17 protein-coding genes are annotated in these 19,230 nt (G+C 66.6%); 7 read left to right on the forward strand and 10 right to left on the reverse strand.

The annotated features are described in order from the left end of the window. The first annotated feature begins 94 nt into the window (after positions 1-94). Positions 95-823: a response regulator gene (locus tag AB1281_RS14355; protein ID WP_014038083.1), complete on the forward strand. Its 729-nt coding sequence runs from the start codon at positions 95-97 to the stop codon at positions 821-823. 547 nt (positions 824-1,370) lie between these two features. Here AB1281_RS14355 and recO read toward each other — a convergent pair. The 9 genes from recO to rpoE form a co-directional block, all read right to left on the reverse strand. Beyond that, on the reverse strand, positions 1,371-2,090 hold the full coding sequence (recO, locus tag AB1281_RS14360) for a DNA repair protein RecO (RefSeq protein ID WP_049447075.1): 720 nt from the start codon (positions 2,088-2,090) through the stop codon (positions 1,371-1,373). Positions 2,091-2,108: 18 nt separating this feature from the next. Then, entirely contained in the window at positions 2,109-3,005 is an 897-nt protein-coding gene (era, locus tag AB1281_RS14365) for a GTPase Era (protein WP_005410599.1), read from the reverse strand. Next, positions 3,002-3,682, reverse strand: a complete 681-nt coding sequence (gene rnc, locus AB1281_RS14370) for a ribonuclease III (protein ID WP_075676956.1) — start codon at positions 3,680-3,682, stop codon at positions 3,002-3,004. Before rnc ends, era begins: the two co-directional genes overlap by 4 nt. Beyond that, positions 3,672-4,055 carry a DUF4845 domain-containing protein gene (locus AB1281_RS14375; protein WP_014038086.1) on the reverse strand — a complete coding sequence of 128 codons (384 nt, stop codon included), beginning with the start codon at positions 4,053-4,055 and terminating at the stop codon, positions 3,672-3,674. Before AB1281_RS14375 ends, rnc begins: the two co-directional genes overlap by 11 nt. A 52-nt stretch (positions 4,056-4,107) precedes the next feature. Further along, positions 4,108-4,902, reverse strand: a complete 795-nt coding sequence (gene lepB, locus AB1281_RS14380; RefSeq protein WP_014038087.1) for a signal peptidase I — start codon at positions 4,900-4,902, stop codon at positions 4,108-4,110. A 54-nt stretch (positions 4,903-4,956) separates the two neighbouring features. Beyond that, positions 4,957-6,750 carry a translation elongation factor 4 gene (gene lepA, locus AB1281_RS14385; protein WP_014038088.1) on the reverse strand — a complete coding sequence of 598 codons (1,794 nt, stop codon included), beginning with the start codon at positions 6,748-6,750 and terminating at the stop codon, positions 4,957-4,959. 181 nt (positions 6,751-6,931) lie between these two features. Further along, positions 6,932-8,467 (reverse strand): DegQ family serine endoprotease, encoded by a 1,536-nt coding sequence (locus tag AB1281_RS14390; RefSeq protein WP_430346226.1) that lies wholly within the window; start codon positions 8,465-8,467, stop codon positions 6,932-6,934. A 74-nt stretch (positions 8,468-8,541) separates the two neighbouring features. Beyond that, positions 8,542-9,420 carry a sigma-E factor negative regulatory protein gene (locus AB1281_RS14395; protein ID WP_014038090.1) on the reverse strand — a complete coding sequence of 293 codons (879 nt, stop codon included), beginning with the start codon at positions 9,418-9,420 and terminating at the stop codon, positions 8,542-8,544. Beyond that, the gene (gene rpoE / locus AB1281_RS14400; RefSeq protein ID WP_014038091.1) at positions 9,417-10,037 is read right to left on the reverse strand and encodes an RNA polymerase sigma factor RpoE; all 621 of its coding nucleotides are present in this window, start codon (positions 10,035-10,037) and stop codon (positions 9,417-9,419) included. Before rpoE ends, AB1281_RS14395 begins: the two co-directional genes overlap by 4 nt. Positions 10,038-10,272: 235 nt before the next feature. Here rpoE and AB1281_RS14405 point away from each other — a divergent pair, with 235 nt between their 5' ends. The 4 genes from AB1281_RS14405 to AB1281_RS14420 all read left to right on the forward strand — a co-directional run bounded on the left by AB1281_RS14405 (position 10,273) and on the right by AB1281_RS14420 (position 15,319). Next, positions 10,273-12,336, forward strand: a complete 2,064-nt coding sequence (locus AB1281_RS14405; RefSeq protein WP_430346227.1) for a 3-hydroxyacyl-CoA dehydrogenase NAD-binding domain-containing protein — start codon at positions 10,273-10,275, stop codon at positions 12,334-12,336. A gap of 619 nt (positions 12,337-12,955) precedes the next feature. Further along, a complete protein-coding gene (locus AB1281_RS14410; RefSeq protein ID WP_430346228.1) occupies positions 12,956-13,819 on the forward strand; it encodes a pirin family protein in 864 nt (287 codons plus the stop codon). Between the two features lie 124 nt (positions 13,820-13,943). Beyond that, complete coding sequence (gene aqpZ / locus AB1281_RS14415; RefSeq protein WP_430346229.1) at positions 13,944-14,663, forward strand: aquaporin Z; 720 nt, start codon at positions 13,944-13,946, stop codon at positions 14,661-14,663. 197 nt (positions 14,664-14,860) lie between these two features. After that, positions 14,861-15,319, forward strand: a complete 459-nt coding sequence (locus tag AB1281_RS14420; RefSeq protein ID WP_430346230.1) for a hypothetical protein — start codon at positions 14,861-14,863, stop codon at positions 15,317-15,319. A gap of 131 nt (positions 15,320-15,450) precedes the next feature. Here AB1281_RS14420 and AB1281_RS14425 read toward each other — a convergent pair whose 3' ends face one another. Next, on the reverse strand, positions 15,451-16,302 hold the full coding sequence (locus AB1281_RS14425) for a pirin family protein (RefSeq protein ID WP_430346231.1): 852 nt from the start codon (positions 16,300-16,302) through the stop codon (positions 15,451-15,453). Positions 16,303-16,517: 215 nt separating this feature from the next. Here AB1281_RS14425 and AB1281_RS14430 point away from each other — a divergent pair, with 215 nt between their 5' ends. Beyond that, on the forward strand, positions 16,518-18,599 hold the full coding sequence (locus AB1281_RS14430) for a carbon starvation CstA family protein (RefSeq protein WP_430346232.1): 2,082 nt from the start codon (positions 16,518-16,520) through the stop codon (positions 18,597-18,599). Beyond that, positions 18,599-18,823, forward strand: a complete 225-nt coding sequence (locus AB1281_RS14435; protein WP_005410613.1) for a YbdD/YjiX family protein — start codon at positions 18,599-18,601, stop codon at positions 18,821-18,823. Before AB1281_RS14430 ends, AB1281_RS14435 begins: the two co-directional genes overlap by 1 nt. The last annotated feature ends 407 nt before the right edge of the window (positions 18,824-19,230 follow it).

Consider the following 19,230-nt stretch of genomic DNA (forward strand, 5'->3'; position numbering starts at 1 on the left):
ATTGTCGCAGATCCTGACCGGCGGGGCCCGGACCCGCTTGCGCCCGTGGCCGCCGTGCTTGATGATTGGGACAGCTGACATGGAGGCAGCCCTGATGCAGATGACCCCGCGGGCCGCACGGCCCCGCTTCCTGCTTGTCGAGGACGACATCATCAGCCGCGGTTTTTTCAAGGCGGCGTTGGAAACGTTACCGGCGGATGTGGACACCGCAGATTCGCTGGCCAGCGCCCTGGCAAGTGCCGAACCCGGCGCGCACGACCTGTGGCTGATCGACGTCAACCTGCCGGATGGCAATGGCGCGCAGCTGCTGCGTGAGCTGCGCCGTTCACACCCCGACACGCCGGCGCTGGCACATACCGCCGACGGCGATACCTCCATCCACGCCCGCCTGCGCGAAGCCGGTTTCAGCGACACCCTGGTCAAGCCGCTGGGCCGCGACCAGCTGCTGAAGGCGGTGCGCCGTGCGCTGGTCAACAGCCCGGCGGGAATCTTCGTGGCACAGGCCCCGGCCGCGGTCGAGCTGGCCGTGCAGGACTGGGACGAGACCGCAGCCCTGGCCGCTCTCAATGGCCAGCGCAATCACCTGATCGCCCTGCGCGAGCTGTTCCTGGCCGAGTTGCCGGGCGTGCGTGATGCGGTGGAGCAGGCGGTGGACCAGCACGACGAGCGCCAGCTGCGCAGCCAGTTGCACCGGTTGCAGGCGAGCTGTGGCTTCGTGGGGGCGGCACGGTTGGGACGGGCGGTGCGCCAGCTGCATCATGCGCCCGAGTCCGGGCAGGCCCAGGCGGGGTTCCGCGACGCGGTAGCTGCCCTGCTGCACTGAGGGTTGCTCGGCAGGGCTGCGCCCTGCACCTGCAGAAGCTTTCAAGCCAGAGCAACACCAAAGGCCAGAGCCAGAGCGGCTCTGGCTTTCTGCTTGTTGGGTGGGGCGGTGTGAATTGGCAGGACACGCCGTAAACCCGTCCCTGGGGGCTCGATGGCGCCATCCATGGCGCCAACGGTCCTGCCAACCCACACCGCCCCACCCCCGACAGATTCCGTGTGACGGCTGGTAGATCCACGCCATGCGTGGATGAATCTCTGTCAGATATCGAATTCCAAATTGGGGTCGGATCCGTTTTCCTTCGGAAAACGGATCCGACCCCGTCGGCACGTCCAACAGCTCGCGAGAAACTGTCGAAGGCGGGGTGGGTCCGGTTGAGGGGGCGTGAGCCGCATGGATGCGGCGACCGAGCTTACATGGACGTACTTGCAGCGCCCCCCTCAACCGGACCCACCCCGCCTACCCACGGTATGCACGCTGTTGCTGTTGCTGTTGCTGTTGCTTTGGCCTCGGCAGGTGCAGGGCTGCAAGCCCTGCCGAACACCCCTCAACGCCTGGGCGCGAGCTGCTCGAGCATTTCCCAGGACTTCAGGCCGCGCGGCCCCAGGTGATGGGCCAGCACCCGCCGCATCGGCAGGCGCAGGCTGGCCAGGTCGGCGGCATCCGGCTCTTCATCTGCCGCCAAAGCCAGCAGCGCCGAGCCAGTGGCCGCTGCCCGGCGTTCCCCACCGCGCTCACTCAGCAGGCGCTGCGCGCCCTCTTGCGGATCCAGTTCGTAGCGCGCCGCCGGGTCGATCGGCTGGCCATCGCTGGCACTGTCCAGCTCGAAGCCCAGCCCCAGTGCGGACAGCAGTTCGCGCTCGAAACGGCGCAGGGTCCAGGCCAGGCCGGCGCCCACCGCCAGACGCGCGCGTGCCTCGCCATAGGCGAGGTACAGCTCCGGCAGCGGGTCCTGGCGCGGGGCCAGGCGCAGGGTCAGTTCACTCAGGTAGAAGCCGGCCAGCATCGCCTGGCCGACCAGGCGTGGCGCCGCATCCAACGCCTCGGCACCACGCAGCTGGGCCAGTTCACCCCGCTGCTGGGCACTGAAGCGTATCCACTGCAACGGCTGCAGGGCAGCACGCAGTACCTGGCCCTTGGCGGTGGACACGCCACGCGCGAGCAGGCCGATACGGCCATGCTGCGCGCTCAACACTTCGACCAGCAGGCTGGTCTCGCGGTAGGCCCGTGCGTGCAGCACGAAGCCGGTGTCGTCCTCGATCATCATCGAAGCGACCGCAACGCGTTACTCGTAACCGAAGGCCTTCAGCGCGGCCTCGTCGTCGGACCAGCCTTCACGCACGCGCACCCAGGTTTCCAGGAACACCTTGGCCCCGAACAGACGCTCCATCTGCAGGCGGGACTTGGCGCCGATCTCCTTCAGGCGGGCGCCGCCCTTGCCGATCACGATGGCCTTCTGGCCCTCGCGCTCGACCCAGATCACCGCACCGATGCGCAGCAGGTTGCCATCCTCGGTGAAGCGCTCGATCTCGACGGTGGTGGCGTACGGCAGTTCCTCGCCGAGCTGGCGCATCAGCTGCTCGCGCACCAGCTCACCAGCCAGGAAACGCTGGCTGCGGTCGGTGATCTCGTCCTCGCCGAACATCGGCGGGGCTTCCGGCAGCAGCTTCAGCACGTCGCGCACCAGCGCTTCCAGGCCGTTGCGCTTCTGCGCGGAGATCGGGTGCACGGCGGCGAAATCACGACCTTCGGTCACCTGCTGCAGGAACGGCAGCAGCGCGCCCTTTTCCTTCAGGCGATCGATCTTGTTGACCACCAGAACGACCGGGATGCCGGCGTCGCGCAGCACGTTGAACGCCAGGCTGTCCTCTTCATCCCAGCGACCGGCTTCGATCACCAGCAGGCCGGCATCGACGCCTTCCAGCGAACCGCGCGCGGCGCGGTTCATCACCCGGTTCATCGCCCGCTTCTGCACCTTGTGCAGGCCGGGGGTGTCGACCAGCACCAGCTGGCCTTCCGGATAGGTGGCGATGCCCAGCAGGCGATGGCGCGTGGTCTGCGGGCGGTTGGAGACGATGCTGACCTTGGCGCCGACCAGGGCATTGGTCAGGGTCGACTTGCCCACGTTCGGGCGGCCGATGACGGCCACGCTGCCGCAATGATGGGGAGTTTGTTCGCTCACTTGGAATCCAGTTGTTCTAGGACGGCCGCAGCCGCCTGTTGTTCGGCAAGCCGCCGCGAGGCGCCTTCGCCCTCGGTGCTGGCGGCCGGGTCGGCTACGTTGCAGCGTACCCGGAAGTGCTTGGCGTGGTCGTCACCGGATTCTGACACCAGTTCATACTGCGGCAACGCCTTCTGTCGGGCCTGCAGCCATTCCTGCAGGCGGGTCTTGGGGTCCTTCTCGGGCCGGCCGGAGGCCGGCAGTGCCTCGATCGAAGCGCTGAACCAGGGCAGTACCACCGCCCGGCAGGCCTCGAAGCCGGCATCCAGGTAGATCGCAGCCACCACGGCTTCCACCGCGTCGGCCAGGATCGAATCACGACGATGGCCGCCGGACTTCATTTCGCCCGGGCCCAGGATCAGTCGATCGCCCAGTTCCAGAGTACGTCCAATCACCGCCAGCGCGCCCTCACGCACCAGCTCGGCGCGGGCACGGGTCATCGCGCCTTCGTCAGCCTTGGGCCAGCGTCGGTACAACGCCTCGGCCGCCATCATGTTGACGATGCTGTCGCCCAGGAATTCCAGGCGCTCGTTGTGTGGCGCACCGGCACTGCGATGCGTCAGCGCCTGCTTCAGCAGCGCCGGGTCGCGGAAGGGATGACCGATCAGGTCACCACGTTGGAAAGGTTTATTCGGCACCGCTTCGGGTCAGGTCCTGGGATGAATCGAATTTGCCAACCACGTCCAGGTTGCCGACCAGCGGACGGCGCACTTCGTAGTTGACCTTGAGGGTCCAGCCATTGTCGCGACGGTCGAACTTCACGTTGGCCGGCTTCACGTTTTCCGAGTAGTTGATGTACAGCCGCTTGAAGAACAGATCCTGGATCCGGGCCGGCTCCATGCTGCCCACCCCCGGCTCCTTGGCCAGGCTCTTCATCGCCGAGCGCACCGCGTAATACTCCTGGTACATCGGGAACAGCTTCATGCCGATGTAAAGGAAGAAACCGACCACGATCAGGACCGCCAGGAACGAGGTCAGGGTCATGCCACGCTGCGTGTTCATCGTCTTCATTGCGTTCTCCCCAGATACGCGTTGGATGTGAAAATACTCGGTTGATGCCCGATCAGTTGATGCTCGAGCCGATCCGCGACGGCTCGAAGCCATCCTTGCAGAACCAGCCCTGGCAGTTCAGCCAGATCAGGAAGGCCTTGCCGCGCAGGTTTTCTTCCGGCAGCAGGCCCCAGAAACGGCCGTCGTCGCTGTTGTCACGGTTGTCGCCCATCACCAGGTACTTGCCGGCCGGCACGGTCCACTGGCCCTGGCCACGCGGGTAGTCGGTCTCCAGCACGGTGTGGGTACGGCCCGGCAGGTGCTCGACCAGCAGGTTGGCGCCCTCGCCCTGGCCCTTGTGGCCGGCATAGATGCCCTTGTTGTCGTACTTCAGCGGTTCGCCGTTGAGGATCACGCCGTCGCCTTCGAAGACCACGGTGTCACCCGGCACGCCGATCACGCGCTTGATGAAGTTCTCGCCCTTGGCCGGGTCGTTGTCGCTGTGGCCGGGGAAGTGGAACACCACCACGTCACCGCGCGACGGCTCGCCGAACGGCACGATCTTGGTGTTGCTGATCGGCAGGCGCAGGCCGTAGGAGAACTTGTTGACCAGGATGAAATCGCCGATCAGCAGGTTCGGCATCATCGAGCTGGACGGGATCTTGTACGGCTCGGCGATGAAACTGCGCACGATCAGCACGATCGCCAGCACCGGGAAGAACGCACGCGAGTAATCCACCAGCACCGGCTCGGAATCGAGCAGGCCCGCGCGCTGTGCGCGACGCTTGGCGAGATACAGCTTGTCCGCGAGCAGGATCAGGCCCGAGGCCAGGGTCAGCACGACCAGGAGGATCTCAAACAGTTTCATTCAGGGTCCTTTGCAACGTCACCAGACGACCGGCCCCGCGGGGCCGGTGCGGGCTTACTTGTTGTCCATCTGCAGGACGGCCAGGAACGCTTCCTGCGGAATCTCCACGCGTCCGACCTGCTTCATGCGCTTCTTGCCTTCCTTCTGCTTTTCCAGAAGCTTTTTCTTGCGCGAAACGTCGCCACCATAGCACTTGGCCAGCACGTTCTTGCGCATGGCCTTGACCGTGGTGCGGGCGATGATCTGCGAGCCGACGGCGGCCTGGATGGCCACGTCGAACATCTGCCGCGGGATCAGGTCCTTCATCTTCTCGCACAGCTCGCGGCCGCGGCGATCGGCATGGCTGCGGTGCACGATCAGCGACAGCGCATCGACCTTGTCGCCGTTGATCAGCACGTCCACGCGCACGAACGGGCCCGCGTCGAAGCGCACGAAGTGGTAGTCCAGCGAGGCATAGCCACGGCTGACCGACTTCAGCTTGTCGAAGAAGTCCAGCACCACCTCGGCCATCGGCAGTTCGTAGCTGATCTGCACCTGGCTGCCCAGGTAGTTGATGCCGATCTGGCTGCCGCGCTTTTCTTCGCACAACTTGATGATGTTGCCGATGTACTCCTCGGGGGTGAGCACGTTGGCACGGATGATCGGCTCGCGGATCTCCTCGACCTGGTTCACCGGCGGCAGCTTGGCCGGGTTGTCCATGTTGATGATCGAGCCATCGGTCTTCAGGACTTCATACACCACCGTCGGCGCGGTGCTGATCAGGTCCAGGTTGTATTCGCGCTCCAGGCGCTCCTGCACGATTTCCATGTGCAGCATGCCAAGGAAGCCGCAACGGAAGCCGAAGCCCATCGCCTCGGAGCTTTCCGGCTCGAAACGCAGCGCGGCATCGTTCAGGCGCAGCTTGTCCAGCGCTTCGCGCAGGTCCGGGTAGTCTTCGGCATCGACCGGGAACAGGCCGGCGAACACGCGCGGCTGCATTTCCTGGAAGCCCGGCAGCGGCTTCGGCGCCGGATCGCCAGCCAGGGTGAGGGTGTCGCCGACCGGCGCACCGTGCACGTCCTTGATGCTGGCGGTGACCCAGCCCACTTCACCGGCACGCAGCGCCGGCAGCACCTTGCGCTTCGGAGTGAACACGCCAACGTTGTCGACCTGGTGGTTGCGGCCGGTCGACATCACCTGCAGCTTGTCGCCGGCCTTGATCTCGCCCTGCATCACGCGCACCAGCGAGACCACGCCCAGGTAGTTGTCGAACCACGAGTCGATGATCAGCGCCTGCAGCTTGTCGGTGTCGCGCGGTGCCGGCGGCGGGATGCGATGGACGATCGCTTCCAGCACGTCCTGCACGTTCAGGCCGGTCTTGGCGCTGACAGGCACGGCGTCGGAGGCGTCGATGCCGATCACGGCCTCGATCTCGGCCTTGGCGCGCTCGATGTCGGCGGTGGGCAGGTCGATCTTGTTGATCACCGGCACCACTTCCAGGCCCTGCTCCACCGCGGTGTAGCAGTTGGCCACCGACTGCGCTTCCACGCCCTGGGCCGCGTCGACCACCAGCAGCGCGCCTTCGCAGGCGGCCAGCGAGCGGCTGACTTCATAGGAGAAGTCGACGTGGCCGGGGGTGTCGATGAAGTTCAGGTGGTAGGTCTGCCCGTCCTTGGCCACGTACGGCAGTGACACCGACTGCGCCTTGATCGTGATGCCACGCTCGCGCTCGATCGGATTGGAATCGAGCACCTGCGCTTCCATCTCGCGGGCCTGCAGGCCACCGCAGAGCTGGATGATGCGGTCGGCCAGCGTGGACTTGCCGTGGTCGACATGGGCGATGATGGAGAAGTTGCGGATGTTCCGCATCGAATCAGAAGACATAGGTGGCGGCGGCGCGCGGCGTCGTCAGGGTAACGGTCGATTATCGCACGCCCGGCGCCCTGCCGCGAAAACTGCCTCATCGGGCCGGACGCTGAACGACCGAAGCCCCGCCGGGGCGGGGCTTCGGGGGAGACGCAGGGGGCGCCGCAGCGCCCCGTGGCAGGCCTTACTGGCCGGCCTTGACCGCCACGAAGGCGCTGTTGCCATTGGCCGTACGGACCAGCAGCATCACCACGTCGTCCTTCTTGAAGCTGGACAGCGCCCGGTTCAGGGCATCCACGCTGCCGACCGCGACGCGGCCGACCTGCAGGATCACCATGCCCGGCGACAGGCCGGCATCACGCGCCGCCTGGCCCTTGACCCCGGTGATGCGCACGCCTTCGTTGCCGTTGAGCCCGAACTGCTTGCGCTGGGCCGCGTTCAGATCGCTGACGTCCAGCCCCAGCAGGGCAACGGCGCCGGTCTGCGGAGCCGCCTCGGCACCGCCGGCCGACGGCCCGCGGGCATTGACCTGCCCGTCTTCACTCAGGGCGGTCAGCGTGGCACTGAGGTCATGCGGCTTGCCGTCGCGGTACACCACCAGGTTCACCTTGCTGCCCGGTGCCATCGCACCGATCAGCGGCGGCAGGTCGGACCAGCTGTTGACCGCGCTGCCGTTGACCGAGCGGATGACATCACCCACCTGCACACCGGCCTTGGCGGCCGCACTGCCGGCCACGATCTGGTTGACCAGGGCGCCACGGCTGTCCGGCAGGCCCAGGCCCTGCGCCTTCAGCGAATCGATCGGCTCGACCACCGCGCCGAGCTGGCCGCGGGTGACCTTGCCGCTCTTCTTGATCTGCTCGACCGCGCTCATCGCCAGGTCGATCGGGATCGCGAAGCTGATGCCCATGTAGCCGCCGGAGGCGGAGAAGATCTGCGAGTTGATGCCGACCACTTCGCCGCGGGTGTTCAGCAGCGGACCACCGGAATTGCCCTGGTTGATCGCCACGTCGGTCTGGATGAACGGCACGTAGCGCTGATCGGCACCGCCGGTACTGCGGCCCAGCGCGCTGACGATACCGGCCGTGACCGAGTGGTCGAGGCCGAACGGCGAACCGATCGCGACAACCCACTGGCCCGGCTTCAGGGTGTTGGAGTCACCCACGCGCACGGTCGGCAGGTTCTTGCCGTCGATCTTCAGCAGGGCCACGTCGTACTGCTGGTCGCTGCCCACCACCTTGGCGGTGAACTCGCGGCTGTCGCCCAGCTTGACCTTCACGTCACTGGCGTCGGCCACCACGTGGTAGTTGGTCAGCACATAGCCATCGGGCGAGATGATGAAGCCCGAACCCATGCCACGGCCCTTGATGCTGGGACCGCCATCCTGCCCACCCGGCCCCTGCCCCGGCATCGGGAAGTCAGGGCCAAAGAAGCGGCGGAAGAATTCCGGCATGTCATCGTCGCCGCCCATCGGGCCCCGCGAGGCCTGGCGGTTGTTGCGGACGATGGTGGTGTCGACGTTGACCACGCCCGGGCCAACCTGTTCGACCAGGTTGGTGAAGTCGGGCAGGCCGCTGACCAGCGGCTGCGCGGGCGCCCGCGGTGCCGCGGCCGGCGCAGGCTGGGTCTGGGCGGCAGGCGCCGGCGCCTGCGCGCAGGCCATCAGGGGAAGGGTCAGGGCCAGCAGGCCAATGGCCTGCGTGCGGAGTCGGGGAGTCATCGGACGGCAACCTCCGGGTCGAATGGAAAGAGGAATACGGGCCCCGCCGACGGCGGGGCGTGAAGGCGCCCGGCTCAGTCGCGCGGGCGCGGCGGCACCGGCAGGTCGTCCTGCAGGCGCGGCTCGAACGGGTAGAACGCGGCACCACCGGCATGGGCCGGGAAGCTGGCATTGAGCGCACCACCGGCGGCGGGCGCCAGGCTGGAGCGCGGCCATGGCCGGGCCTGCAGCCCACCGACCTCACCAAACGGCAGGTTGCGGTTGGCGTTGGCCGGCACGGTCGGGGTCAATGGTGCCTGCGTGGATGCCACGGCACGCTGCGGAAGATCGTCACGCTGGGCGGCACGCGCGGCCTGCTGGCTGCGGGTGGCACTGGCGCGGCGGGCATCCTGGCGGCGGCTGGCCGCCATCGCCACGGCCGGCGCAGCCACCACGGCCATTGCCGCGGTATCCACCGATGCCTCGGTGACCGGCGCCGGCTGGGTCGGTGCCGGCGCCAGCCGGGCCTCACTGGCGATCACCTGCGGTGCCAGCGGCTCGCCCGGCGTGGCTTCCTGCAGCTTCTCGCCGCCCATGAACAGCGCCACGGCCGCCACCGAGGCGGCCAATGCGGCACCACCGCCCCAGGCCCGCCAACCGCTGCGGCGCACCTGGCGACGGGGCTCGGCCTGCGGCACGGGCTCAGCGGCAACAGCGGCGGCCACGGCGGCGCTGAAACCGGCCGGTGCCAATGCCGAGGCCTGCCCGCGCATCACGTCGCCCAGCAGCTGCCAGCGCTCCTGGCAGCCGGCCAGTTCGGGGTCGTGCTCCATCCGGCGCAGCAGGAAGCGCGCTTCATCGGCGCCCAGCTCGCCATCGACCAGGGCCGACAGCTGCTCGCGATGGCGCTGGTCCAGGCGCTGCCCGGCGGGCGATTGATGGTTCTGCGATTCGTTGAACGGATTACTGGTCATACGCGGCTCTTCTCACGGGTGGCGCTGCCGATGTCCAACAGCGGCCGGAGTTCGGTGTCGATCGCCTCGCGCGCCCGGAAGATCCGTGAACGCACGGTGCCGATCGGGCACCCCATCTTCTGCGCGATATCCTCGTAGCTCAGGCCTTCCACCTCGCGCAGGGTGATCGCCGACCGGAGTTCTTCCGGCAGCGCGTTGACGGCCTTCATGACCGTCTGTTCCAGCTCCTGGCGCATCAACTCGCGCTCGGGCGTGTCGGTGTCCCGCAGGCGGGTACCGCTGTCGAACTGCTCGGCGTCACCGATGTCGATGTCATCGGTCGGCGGACGTCGATTGTGTGAAGCCAGGTAGTTTTTGGCGGTATTCACGGCGATTCGATGCAACCAGGTTGAGAACTGGGCATCGCCACGGAAACTTCCGATCGCGCGGTAGGCACGGATGAAAGTGTCCTGGGCGACATCCTGACATTCGCTCCAGTCGGCGATGTAGCGACCGACCAGGGCCACGACCCGATGCTGGTACTTGCGCACCAGGACATCGAACGCGGCACTCTCGCCGTGCTGCACGCGCCGGACCAGCTCCAGATCCAGCTCCTGAGGTGTATCAACATCGGCCATGAGGGGCCGCACTCCTGTCAGCCCAACCGACGTCGGGCAATGAGACTGCCAATCCCGGGAAAAGTTCAGTCGCCGATCACCTGGCGCCGCACCAGCTTTTAACCACCGTTCCGTTAGCGTCCCGGTCCACGGCCATGGATCCGGGGGCGCCACTCCCCTGCTATTGGGATTTGACGCGGGGGAAACAACCTCTGGATCATAGCCGCTTCTCCATACACAACCGGATGGAACGTCCATGCTCTCAGGCTTCGATGGTCTCCGCTTCAGCCACTGGCACCCCGAGATCCGCGACGACGGCGTGGTGGTTCTCTCCTTGGATCGTCAGGACAGCAGCGTCAACGCGATGTCGCAGGACGTGCTGCTGGAACTGGGCGACCTGCTTGAGCGCATCGCGCTGGACCCGCCCAAGGGCGTGGTGATCCAGTCGCTGAAGAAGGCCGGCTTCATCGCTGGCGCGGATCTGAAGGAGTTCCAGGAATTCGACCGCCGCGGCACCGTCAACGACGCGATCCGTCGTGGCCAGGCCACCTACCAGAAGCTGGCCGAGCTGCCCTGCCCCACCGTGGCGGCCATCCACGGCCACTGCCTGGGCGGCGGCACCGAGCTTGCCCTGGCCTGCCGCTATCGCGTGGCCTCCAATGACAGCAGCACCCGCATCGGCCTGCCGGAAACCCAGCTGGGCATCTTCCCGGGCTGGGGTGGCAGCGCCCGCCTGCCGCAACTGGTGGGCGCCCCGGCAGCGATGGACATGATGCTGACCGGCCGCACCCTGTCGGCCTCGGCCGCACGAAGCATCGGCCTGGTCGACAAGGTGGTGGCGCCGGCGGTGGTGCTCGACACCGCCGTCGCACTGGCCCTGTCCGGCACCACCCGTCCGTTCAAGCAGCGCGCGACGGCATGGGCCACCAACACCTGGCTGGCACGCACGCTGCTGGCACCGCAGATGGTCAAGCAGGTCGCCCGCAAGGCCAAGAAGGACCAGTACCCGGCGCCATACGCGCTGATCAGCACCTGGCAGCGCAGCGGCGGCAAGCCGATCCAGGCACGCCTCGACGCCGAACGGCGGGCCGTGGTGAAGCTGGCCAGTACACCGACCGCGCGCAACCTGATCCGCATCTTCTTCCTGACCGAGCGCCTGAAGGGCCTCGGCGGCGGTGATTCCGGCATCCGCCACGTGCACGTGGTCGGCGCCGGCGTGATGGGTGGCGACATCGCCGCGTGGGCCGCCTACAAGGGCTTCGAGGTGACCCTGCAGGACCGCGAGCAGCGCTTCATCGACCCGGCCATGGAACGCGCGCAGGCGCTGTTCGCCAAGAAGGTGCGCGACGAGAGCAAGCGTCCTGCCGTGGCCGCGCGCCTGCGTGCCGACCTGGAAGGCAACGGCGTGGCCGAGGCCGACCTGGTGATCGAGGCGATCATCGAGAACCCCGAAGCCAAGCGTGCGCTGTACCAGACGCTCGAACCGAAGATGAAGCTGGATGCGCTGCTGACCACCAACACCTCGTCGATTCCGTTGGTGGAACTGCGCGACCATATCCAGCGCCCGGCACAGTTCGCCGGCCTGCACTACTTCAACCCGGTCGCGCAGATGCCGTTGGTGGAGATCATCCATCACGACGGCATGGCGCCGGAAACCGAGCGCCGCCTGGCCGCGTTCTGCAAGGCGCTGGGCAAGTTCCCGGTGCCGGTGGCCGGCAGCCCGGGCTTCCTGGTCAACCGCGTGCTGTTCCCGTACATGCTGGAAGCCGCCACCGCGTATGCCGAAGGCATTCCGGGCCCGGTGATCGACAAGGCCGCCGTGAAGTTCGGCATGCCGATGGGCCCGATCGAACTGATCGACACCGTCGGCCTGGACGTGGCCGCCGGCGTCGGTCGCGAACTGGCGCCGTTCCTGGGCCTGCAGATTCCGGCGGCGCTGCAGACGGTGGAACCGGACAAGCGTGGCAAGAAGGATGGCCAGGGCATCTACACCTGGGAGAACGGCAAGCCGAAGAAGCCGGACGTGGCCAGCGACTACCAGGCCCCGGCCGATCTGGAGGACCGCCTGATCCTGCCGCTGTTGAACGAAGCGGTGGCGTGCCTGCACGAAGGCGTGGTGGCGGATGCGGACCTGCTGGATGCCGGCGTGATCTTCGGTACCGGTTTCGCACCGTTCCGCGGCGGTCCCATCCAGCACATCCGTGCGGTGGGCGCCGATGCGATCGTCGAGCGGCTGAAGGCGCTGCAGCAGCGCCACGGCGACCGTTTCGCACCGCGCCCGGGCTGGGACAACCCCGCCCTGCGCGAACCGGTGGTATGAGTTGATCGGCCGGGCCTGCGGCCCGGCACCCGCAGAGGCAACCGCCAAAGCAAAAGCAAAAGCCAGAGCCAGAGCCGGAGCAACAGCCGGCTCTGGCTTTTCTGTTTGTTGGGCGGGGCGGTGTCGGGTTGCGGGGACGCCGTAAACCCGTCCTTGGGGGCTTGGCCGCGGCATCCATGCCGCGGACACCCCGCAACCCGACACCGCCCCACCCCTGACAGTTTCCCGATGACGGTGAGCGAACAGCAAACCCGGTAGGTGTCGACCTTGGTCGACACTTGAGCGAAGCGACCGGCGTTTGATTTTGATTTTGCTTTTCTTTTTTCTTCTCCGTGGCTGGACAGCACACGGAAACTGTCAGAGGCCGGGCGGGTGGGTTGCGCAGGACCGTTGGCGCCATGGATGGCGCCATCGAGCCCCCATGGATGGGTTTACGGCGTGTCCTGCGCAACCCACCCGCCCGGCCAAGCGCAAGTCGACTAACAGTCGACTCTACCGATCGTTCAGCCACGAGGGGCTGCGCCGTTGGCTGGAACAACCTGTTACCCATACGGGGCATGTCCCCGTCACAGCTGCATGCGATGCTGACCACCTGATCCCTGCCAGCGAGAACGCCCGCATGACCACCATCATCGCCCCGCGCGTGCACGACATCGGCGGCCTCGAAGTCCGTCGCGCCGTCCCTACCCTGCAGGCGCGCAGCATCGGCTCGTTCGTGTTCGTCGACCAGATGGGCCCGGCACTCATGCACCCCGGCACCGCCATCGACGTGCGCCCGCATCCGCATATCGGCCTGGCCACCGTCACCTATCTGTGGTCGGGCGCGATCGGCCACCGCGACACGCTGGGTTCGGATCAGGTGATCCGTCCCGGTGACGTCAACTGGATGACCGCCGGCCGCGGCATCGCCCATTCCGAGCGCACGCCGCAGCCGGACCGCGACCATGACAACCCCATCCACGGCATGCAGACCTGGGTCGCGCTGCCGAAGTCGCACGAGGAAGTCGAGCCGGCGTTCTACCACCACGCCGCTGCCACCCTGCCCGAGCAGCGCCGCAACGGCGCCTGGCTGCGGGTGATCGCCGGCCGCGCCTATGGCGAGGAATCGCCGGTGAAGGTGTTCGCCGACACGCTCAATGTGGCGATCGATCTCGACCCGGAGGCGGAGATCGATATCGACGACGGCCACCGCGAGCGCGCGTTGTACATCCTCGAAGGCGAGGCGCAGCTCGATGGCGTGGACATCCCCGCGCAGCACCTGGTGATCCCCGAAGCCGGCGCACGAGGGCGCCTGCGTGCGAAGACGCCGGTGAAGGCGATGCTGTTCGGTGGCGAGCCGCTGGATGGCCCACGCCACCTGTGGTGGAACTTCGTGTCCAGCTCGAAGGAGCGCATCGAGCAGGCCAAGCACGACTGGGAAGCCGGCCGCTTCGGCACCATTCCGGGCGACGACAAGGAGTTCATTCCCCTGCCCCAGTACTGAACATCGCGTGTTGCACACATCCGAAGGTGTATCCCTGCACCCGGCGTTGACGCTATCGTCACTCGCCGGTCACTGAAATGTGACCGATCGCACAGTTCGGACATCTTTCAAAGGAGTGCAACACATGAGCATGGGTAAACGCTTGTCCGCCGAGTTCCTCGGCACGTTCTGGCTGGTTCTGGGTGGCTGTGGCAGTGCGGTGCTGGCCGCCAAGTTCGGTGGCGACGGCAATCCGCTGGGTATCGGTTTCCTCGGCGTGGCGCTCGCCTTCGGCCTGACCGTGGTGACCGGCGCCTATGCGTTCGGCCATATCTCCGGCGCGCACTTCAATCCGGCGGTCAGCGTCGGGCTGTGGGCCGGTGGTCGTTTCCCGACCAAGGACCTGGTGCCGTACATCATCGCCCAGGTCGCCGGCGGCCTGCTGGCCGGCTTCATCCTGCTGCAGATCGCCTCCGGCGCCCGTGGCTTCGCCATCGACGGCAGCCAGGCCGGTGCGTTCGCCAGCAATGGCTATGGCGCGCTGTCGCCCGGCGGCTACAGCGTGGCGGCCGCCTTCCTGTGCGAGGTGGTGCTGACCGCGGTGTTCCTGATCGTGATCATGGGTTCCACCCACGGCAAGGCACCGGCCGGTTTCGCGCCGCTGGCGATCGGCCTGTCGCTGACCCTGATCCACCTGATCAGCATTCCGGTCACCAACACCTCGGTGAACCCGGCCCGCTCCACCGCCGTCGCATTCTTCGCCGGCAGTGGCGCGGTCAGCCAGCTGTGGCTGTTCTGGGTCGCCCCGCTGCTCGGCGGCGCGATCGGCGGCATCATCTACAAGTGGATCGGCAGCGACCGCTGATCCACGCGGCACCCATTGCGGCCGACCCTCGGCCGCAATGGTTACTTCTGTAACCGCGAATTGTGCGATCGCTCACGTTCCGTTAAGGTTGAGTTGACCGTCCGTGCACATGCCGGATGGGGCGGCATCCGGGGATGGGATGCCATGGCCGCCGGCCCTGCCGGCGGAGCCAAACAACTCATCACCTTGGGGGATGCATGAAGTTCGTGCCTGTCATGTTGTCGAGCCTGCTGTTCGCCGCGGCCCAGGCCGCCGCGCAGGCGCCGTCCGAATGTCCTTCGCTGCCAGCCAGCAGTGGCCTGCAGTGGCACCAGCAGGTGCAGGCCGATTTCCTGGTCTGCCGCGCCAGCACCACCGATGGCCGCGAAGTGCTGAGCCTGATGCTCAGCGCGCGTGATCCCGCCATTCCGCTCAGCCGCTCGCTGCGCCAGGAAAAAGGCAGTTTCGGCGGTGAATCGCTGTACTGGTACCAGCCCGACCTGGGCGGCCAGCAACCGCCGGGGTATGCCGAACGGCGCATCAGCGTGGTCAAGATCGACAAAGGGCGTTACGCGCAGATTTCGCTGTATCCGGACAGCGCGCAGGAGCTGGGCTCACTGCAACAACTGGCGCAGGGCATGAGCCTGACCCCGTCGGCCGTGGCCGCCGGGCGCTGACGGTGATGGGGATGACTGCCTGGCAGCATCCCCGCAACGCGACCCGCCGATCCGACGGTAGTGCCGGCCGCTGGCCGGCACCCCGATCCGCCTTCGTCCGAGGCTGCTGCCGGCCAGCGGCCGGCACTACCTCAGAACTTGCCTTCCTGGAAATCAACGAAGGCCTGCATCAGTTCCTGCCGCGTGTTCATCACGAACGGGCCGTGGCGCATCACCGGCTCACGCAACGGACGACCTGCTACAAGGATCAGCCGCGCGCCTTCGCTGCCGGCCGAGATGTGCAACTGCTCGCCGCCGCCCAGCACCGCCAGTTCCTGGCGCGCGACATCGCGCGCAGCATCCTGCTCACCCACCGTCAGCGCACCTTCGAAGACATAGGCGAAGGCGTTGTGGCCTTCCGGCAGCGTGTAGGTCCAGGCCCGGTCGGGCGCCAACGTGATGTCGAGGTAAAGCGGCTCGGTGGCCGGCTGCACGATCGGGCCGTGGGTACCGTCCACGCTGCCGGCGATCACCTTCACTTCCACGCCGACGTCCGGCTTCACCACGGGAATGCGCTCCGGCGCGAATTCCTGGTACTTCGGGTCGGTCATCTTCTCCTTCGCCGGCAGGTTCACCCACAGCTGGAAGCCGCGCATCTGCCCGCTTTCCTGCTCGGGCATCTCCGAATGCACCAGGCCGCGGCCGGCGGTCATCCACTGCACGCTGCCCGGGGTCAGCAGGCCTTCGTTGCCGTGGTTGTCGCGATGCCGCATGCGTCCGTCGAGCATGTAGGTGACGGTCTCGAAGCCGCGGTGCGGATGCTCCGGGAAGCCTGCGATGTAGTCCTCGGCGCGGTCGGTACCGAACTCATCAAGCAGCAGGAACGGATCCAGGTCGGGCAGCGTGGGGCCGCCGATGACGCGGGTCAGGCGCACGCCGGCACCGTCGGAGGTGGGCATGCCACGGATGGTCCGCAGCACGCGGACCGGTTCGGGAAAGCTCATGGCGACTCCTGTTGGATGGATGCCAGTGAAGATGGACGCCACATGGCCGTACGCCAATGGATGGCACCGCAACCGATTGTTCCATCCCTGATGTTCGCTGCACGTCAGCGCAACCGCCGTACGACCAAAGTACTACCGCAGATTCGTCCTGTGCCAATTGACCCTGTCGTGGGCAAGCAGGACTCTTTGACTGTCTTTCCGGGAGAGAGCACCTCATGAAAGGGTTTTCCAAACTGGGTTGGGCGGCACTCGCCCTGCTCGGCGCATTCTGTCTGGGCACCGTGGCCCTGCGCCGCGGTGAACACATCAACGCACTATGGATCGTGGTGGCAGCGGTTTCGCTGTACCTGGTCGCCTACCGCTTCTACAGCCTGTTCATCGCCAACAAGGTGATGCAGCTGGATCCGACCCGGGCCACCCCGGCGGTGATCAACAATGATGGCCTGGACTACGTGCCGACCAACAAGCACGTGCTGTTCGGCCACCACTTCGCCGCCATCGCCGGCGCGGGCCCACTGGTCGGCCCGGTACTGGCCGCGCAGATGGGCTACCTGCCTGGCCTGCTGTGGCTGGTGGTGGGTGTGGTACTGGCCGGTGCAGTGCAGGACTTCATGGTGCTGTTCCTGTCCAGCCGCCGCAACGGCCGCTCGCTGGGTGACCTCGTCCGCGAGGAGATGGGCCAGGTGCCCGGCACCATCGCCCTGTTCGGTGCGTTCCTGATCATGATCATCATCCTGGCGGTGCTGGCGATGGTGGTGGTCAAGGCGCTGGCCGAAAGCCCGTGGGGCATGTTCACGGTGATCGCGACGATGCCCATCGCGATCCTGATGGGCGTGTACATGCGCTACATCCGCCCCGGCAAGATCGGCGAGATCTCCGTGGTTGGCCTGATCCTGCTGCTGGCCGCGATCTGGTACGGCGGCAAGGTCGCCGCCGACCCGGTCTGGGGCCCGGCGTTCACCTTCACCGGCACCCAGATCACCTGGATGCTGATCGGCTACGGCTTCGTCGCCTCGGTGCTGCCGGTGTGGCTGCTGCTGGCACCACGCGATTACCTGTCGACCTTCCTCAAGATCGGCACCATCATCGCGCTGGCCATCGGCATCCTGGTGGTGATGCCGGAGCTGAAGATGCCGGCACTGACCCAGTTCGCCGCCAGCGGTGATGGCCCGGTGTGGAAGGGCGGCATGTTCCCGTTCCTGTTCATCACCATCGCCTGTGGCGCGGTCTCCGGTTTCCATGCACTGATTTCGTCCGGCACCACGCCGAAGCTGCTGGCCAATGAAGCGCACATGCGCTACATCGGCTACGGCGGCATGCTGATGGAATCCTTCGTGGCGGTGATGGCGCTGGTGGCGGCCTCGATCATCGATCCGGGCATCTACTTCGCGATGAACAGCCCGGCGGCGGTGATCGGTGCCGATGCGGCTTCCGCGGCGCACTACATCACCAACACCTGGGGCTTCACCATCACACCCGAGCAGCTCACCGCGACCGCGGCCGCCATCGGTGAACCGACCATCCTGCACCGCGCCGGTGGTGCACCGACGCTGGCGGTGGGCATCGCGCAGATCCTGCACGAAGCGATTCCCAGTGGCAGCGACGCGATGATGGCGTTCTGGTACCACTTCGCGATCCTGTTCGAAGCATTGTTCATCCTGACCGCGGTGGACGCCGGTACCCGTGCTGGGCGCTTCATGCTGCAGGACCTGCTGGGCAACTTCGTGCCGGCCCTGAAGAAGACCGAATCGTGGACCGCCAACATCATCGGTACCGCCGGCTGCGTGGCGCTGTGGGGCTACCTGCTCTACACCGGCGTGGTCGATCCGTTCGGCGGCATCCAGACGCTGTGGCCGCTGTTCGGCATCTCCAACCAGATGCTGGCTGGCATCGCGCTGATGCTGGGCACGGTGGTGCTGTTCAAGATGAAGCGTGACCGCTATGCGTGGGTCACCGCGGTACCGGCGGTGTGGCTGCTGATCTGCACCACCTATGCCGGCTTCATCAAGATCTTCGACAGCAACCCGGCACAGGGTTTCCTGGCGCAGGCTCACAAGTTCCAGGCTGCGCTCGCCAGCGATACGATCACCGCACCCGCCAAGTCGGTGGCGCAGATGAAGCAGATCGTGGTCAACGCCTACGTCAACACCGGCCTGACCGCACTGTTCCTGCTGGTGGTGGGCGCGGTGCTGGTGTATTCGATCAAGACCATCCTGGCGGCACGCCGCAACCCGCAGCGCAGCGACCGCGAGACCCCGTACGTGGCGCTGAAGCCGCATGAAATGGTGGACCTGTGATGAGCACGCAACTGGTTCCCGCCGGCCAATACCAGGCGCACCGCCGCATCTGGCGGCGCCTGGTGCAGACCGCACGGCTGTGCTGTGGCATTCCTGACTACGACAACTACGTCCGGCACATGCTGGAGAAGCATCCGGACCAGGAGCCGATGGACTACAAGACGTTCTTCCGCGAGCGCCAGGAAGCGCGTTACGGCGGGCGCAACGGTGGACGCTGCTGTTGAGGAGTGAGGTGGGTGCCGGGCTTACAGCCCGGCGCCCGCAGAAGCAACTGCAACTGCAACAGCCAAAGCGTCGGCTCTGGTTTTCCGTGAATTTGGCGGGGTGGTGTCGGATGGCGGGGACGCCGTAAACCCGTCCTTGGGGGCTTGGCCGCGGCATCCATGCCGCGGACACCCCGCCATCCGACACCACCCCACCTTCGACAGATTTCCGGTGACGGCAAGAAGCATCAGGGGTCAGATCCGTTTCCGCGGGGAAACGGATCTGTCCTTTCTTTGTTCATGGATACCCATGAAGTGCATCCACGCATGACGTGGATCTATCCTGTGGCAGGCAAAAAGAAAGCCGAGCGTGGGCTCGGCTCTGCACGGGGAAAGCGTGTTCACGGCAATTGCCATGAACACGCAAC

The sequence above is a fragment of the Stenotrophomonas sp. NRRL B-14846 genome, assembly GCF_050473585.1.
Lineage (GTDB): Bacteria > Pseudomonadota > Gammaproteobacteria > Xanthomonadales > Xanthomonadaceae > Stenotrophomonas.

Bases quoted from the DNA above. Each gene is read 5' to 3' on its own strand.
- lepA (WP_014038088.1), bottom strand. From the start codon at position 6,750: ATGCGGAACATCCGCAACTTCTCCATCATCGCCCATGTCGACCACGGC.
- AB1281_RS14425 (WP_430346231.1), bottom strand. From the start codon at position 16,302: ATGAGCTTTCCCGAACCGGTCCGCGTGCTGCGGACCATCCGTGGCATG.
- AB1281_RS14395 (WP_014038090.1), bottom strand. From the start codon at position 9,420: ATGACCAGTAATCCGTTCAACGAATCGCAGAACCATCAATCGCCCGCC.
- lepB (WP_014038087.1), bottom strand. From the start codon at position 4,902: ATGAAACTGTTTGAGATCCTCCTGGTCGTGCTGACCCTGGCCTCGGGC.
- AB1281_RS14435 (WP_005410613.1), top strand. From the start codon at position 18,599: ATGAGCACGCAACTGGTTCCCGCCGGCCAATACCAGGCGCACCGCCGC.
- AB1281_RS14355 (WP_014038083.1), top strand. From the start codon at position 95: ATGCAGATGACCCCGCGGGCCGCACGGCCCCGCTTCCTGCTTGTCGAG.
- AB1281_RS14430 (WP_430346232.1), top strand. From the start codon at position 16,518: ATGAAAGGGTTTTCCAAACTGGGTTGGGCGGCACTCGCCCTGCTCGGC.
- AB1281_RS14390 (WP_430346226.1), bottom strand. From the start codon at position 8,467: ATGACTCCCCGACTCCGCACGCAGGCCATTGGCCTGCTGGCCCTGACC.
- AB1281_RS14375 (WP_014038086.1), bottom strand. From the start codon at position 4,055: ATGAAGACGATGAACACGCAGCGTGGCATGACCCTGACCTCGTTCCTG.
- AB1281_RS14420 (WP_430346230.1), top strand. From the start codon at position 14,861: ATGAAGTTCGTGCCTGTCATGTTGTCGAGCCTGCTGTTCGCCGCGGCC.
- rpoE (WP_014038091.1), bottom strand. From the start codon at position 10,037: ATGGCCGATGTTGATACACCTCAGGAGCTGGATCTGGAGCTGGTCCGG.
- AB1281_RS14410 (WP_430346228.1), top strand. From the start codon at position 12,956: ATGACCACCATCATCGCCCCGCGCGTGCACGACATCGGCGGCCTCGAA.
- aqpZ (WP_430346229.1), top strand. From the start codon at position 13,944: ATGAGCATGGGTAAACGCTTGTCCGCCGAGTTCCTCGGCACGTTCTGG.
- recO (WP_049447075.1), bottom strand. From the start codon at position 2,090: ATGATGATCGAGGACGACACCGGCTTCGTGCTGCACGCACGGGCCTAC.
- AB1281_RS14405 (WP_430346227.1), top strand. From the start codon at position 10,273: ATGCTCTCAGGCTTCGATGGTCTCCGCTTCAGCCACTGGCACCCCGAG.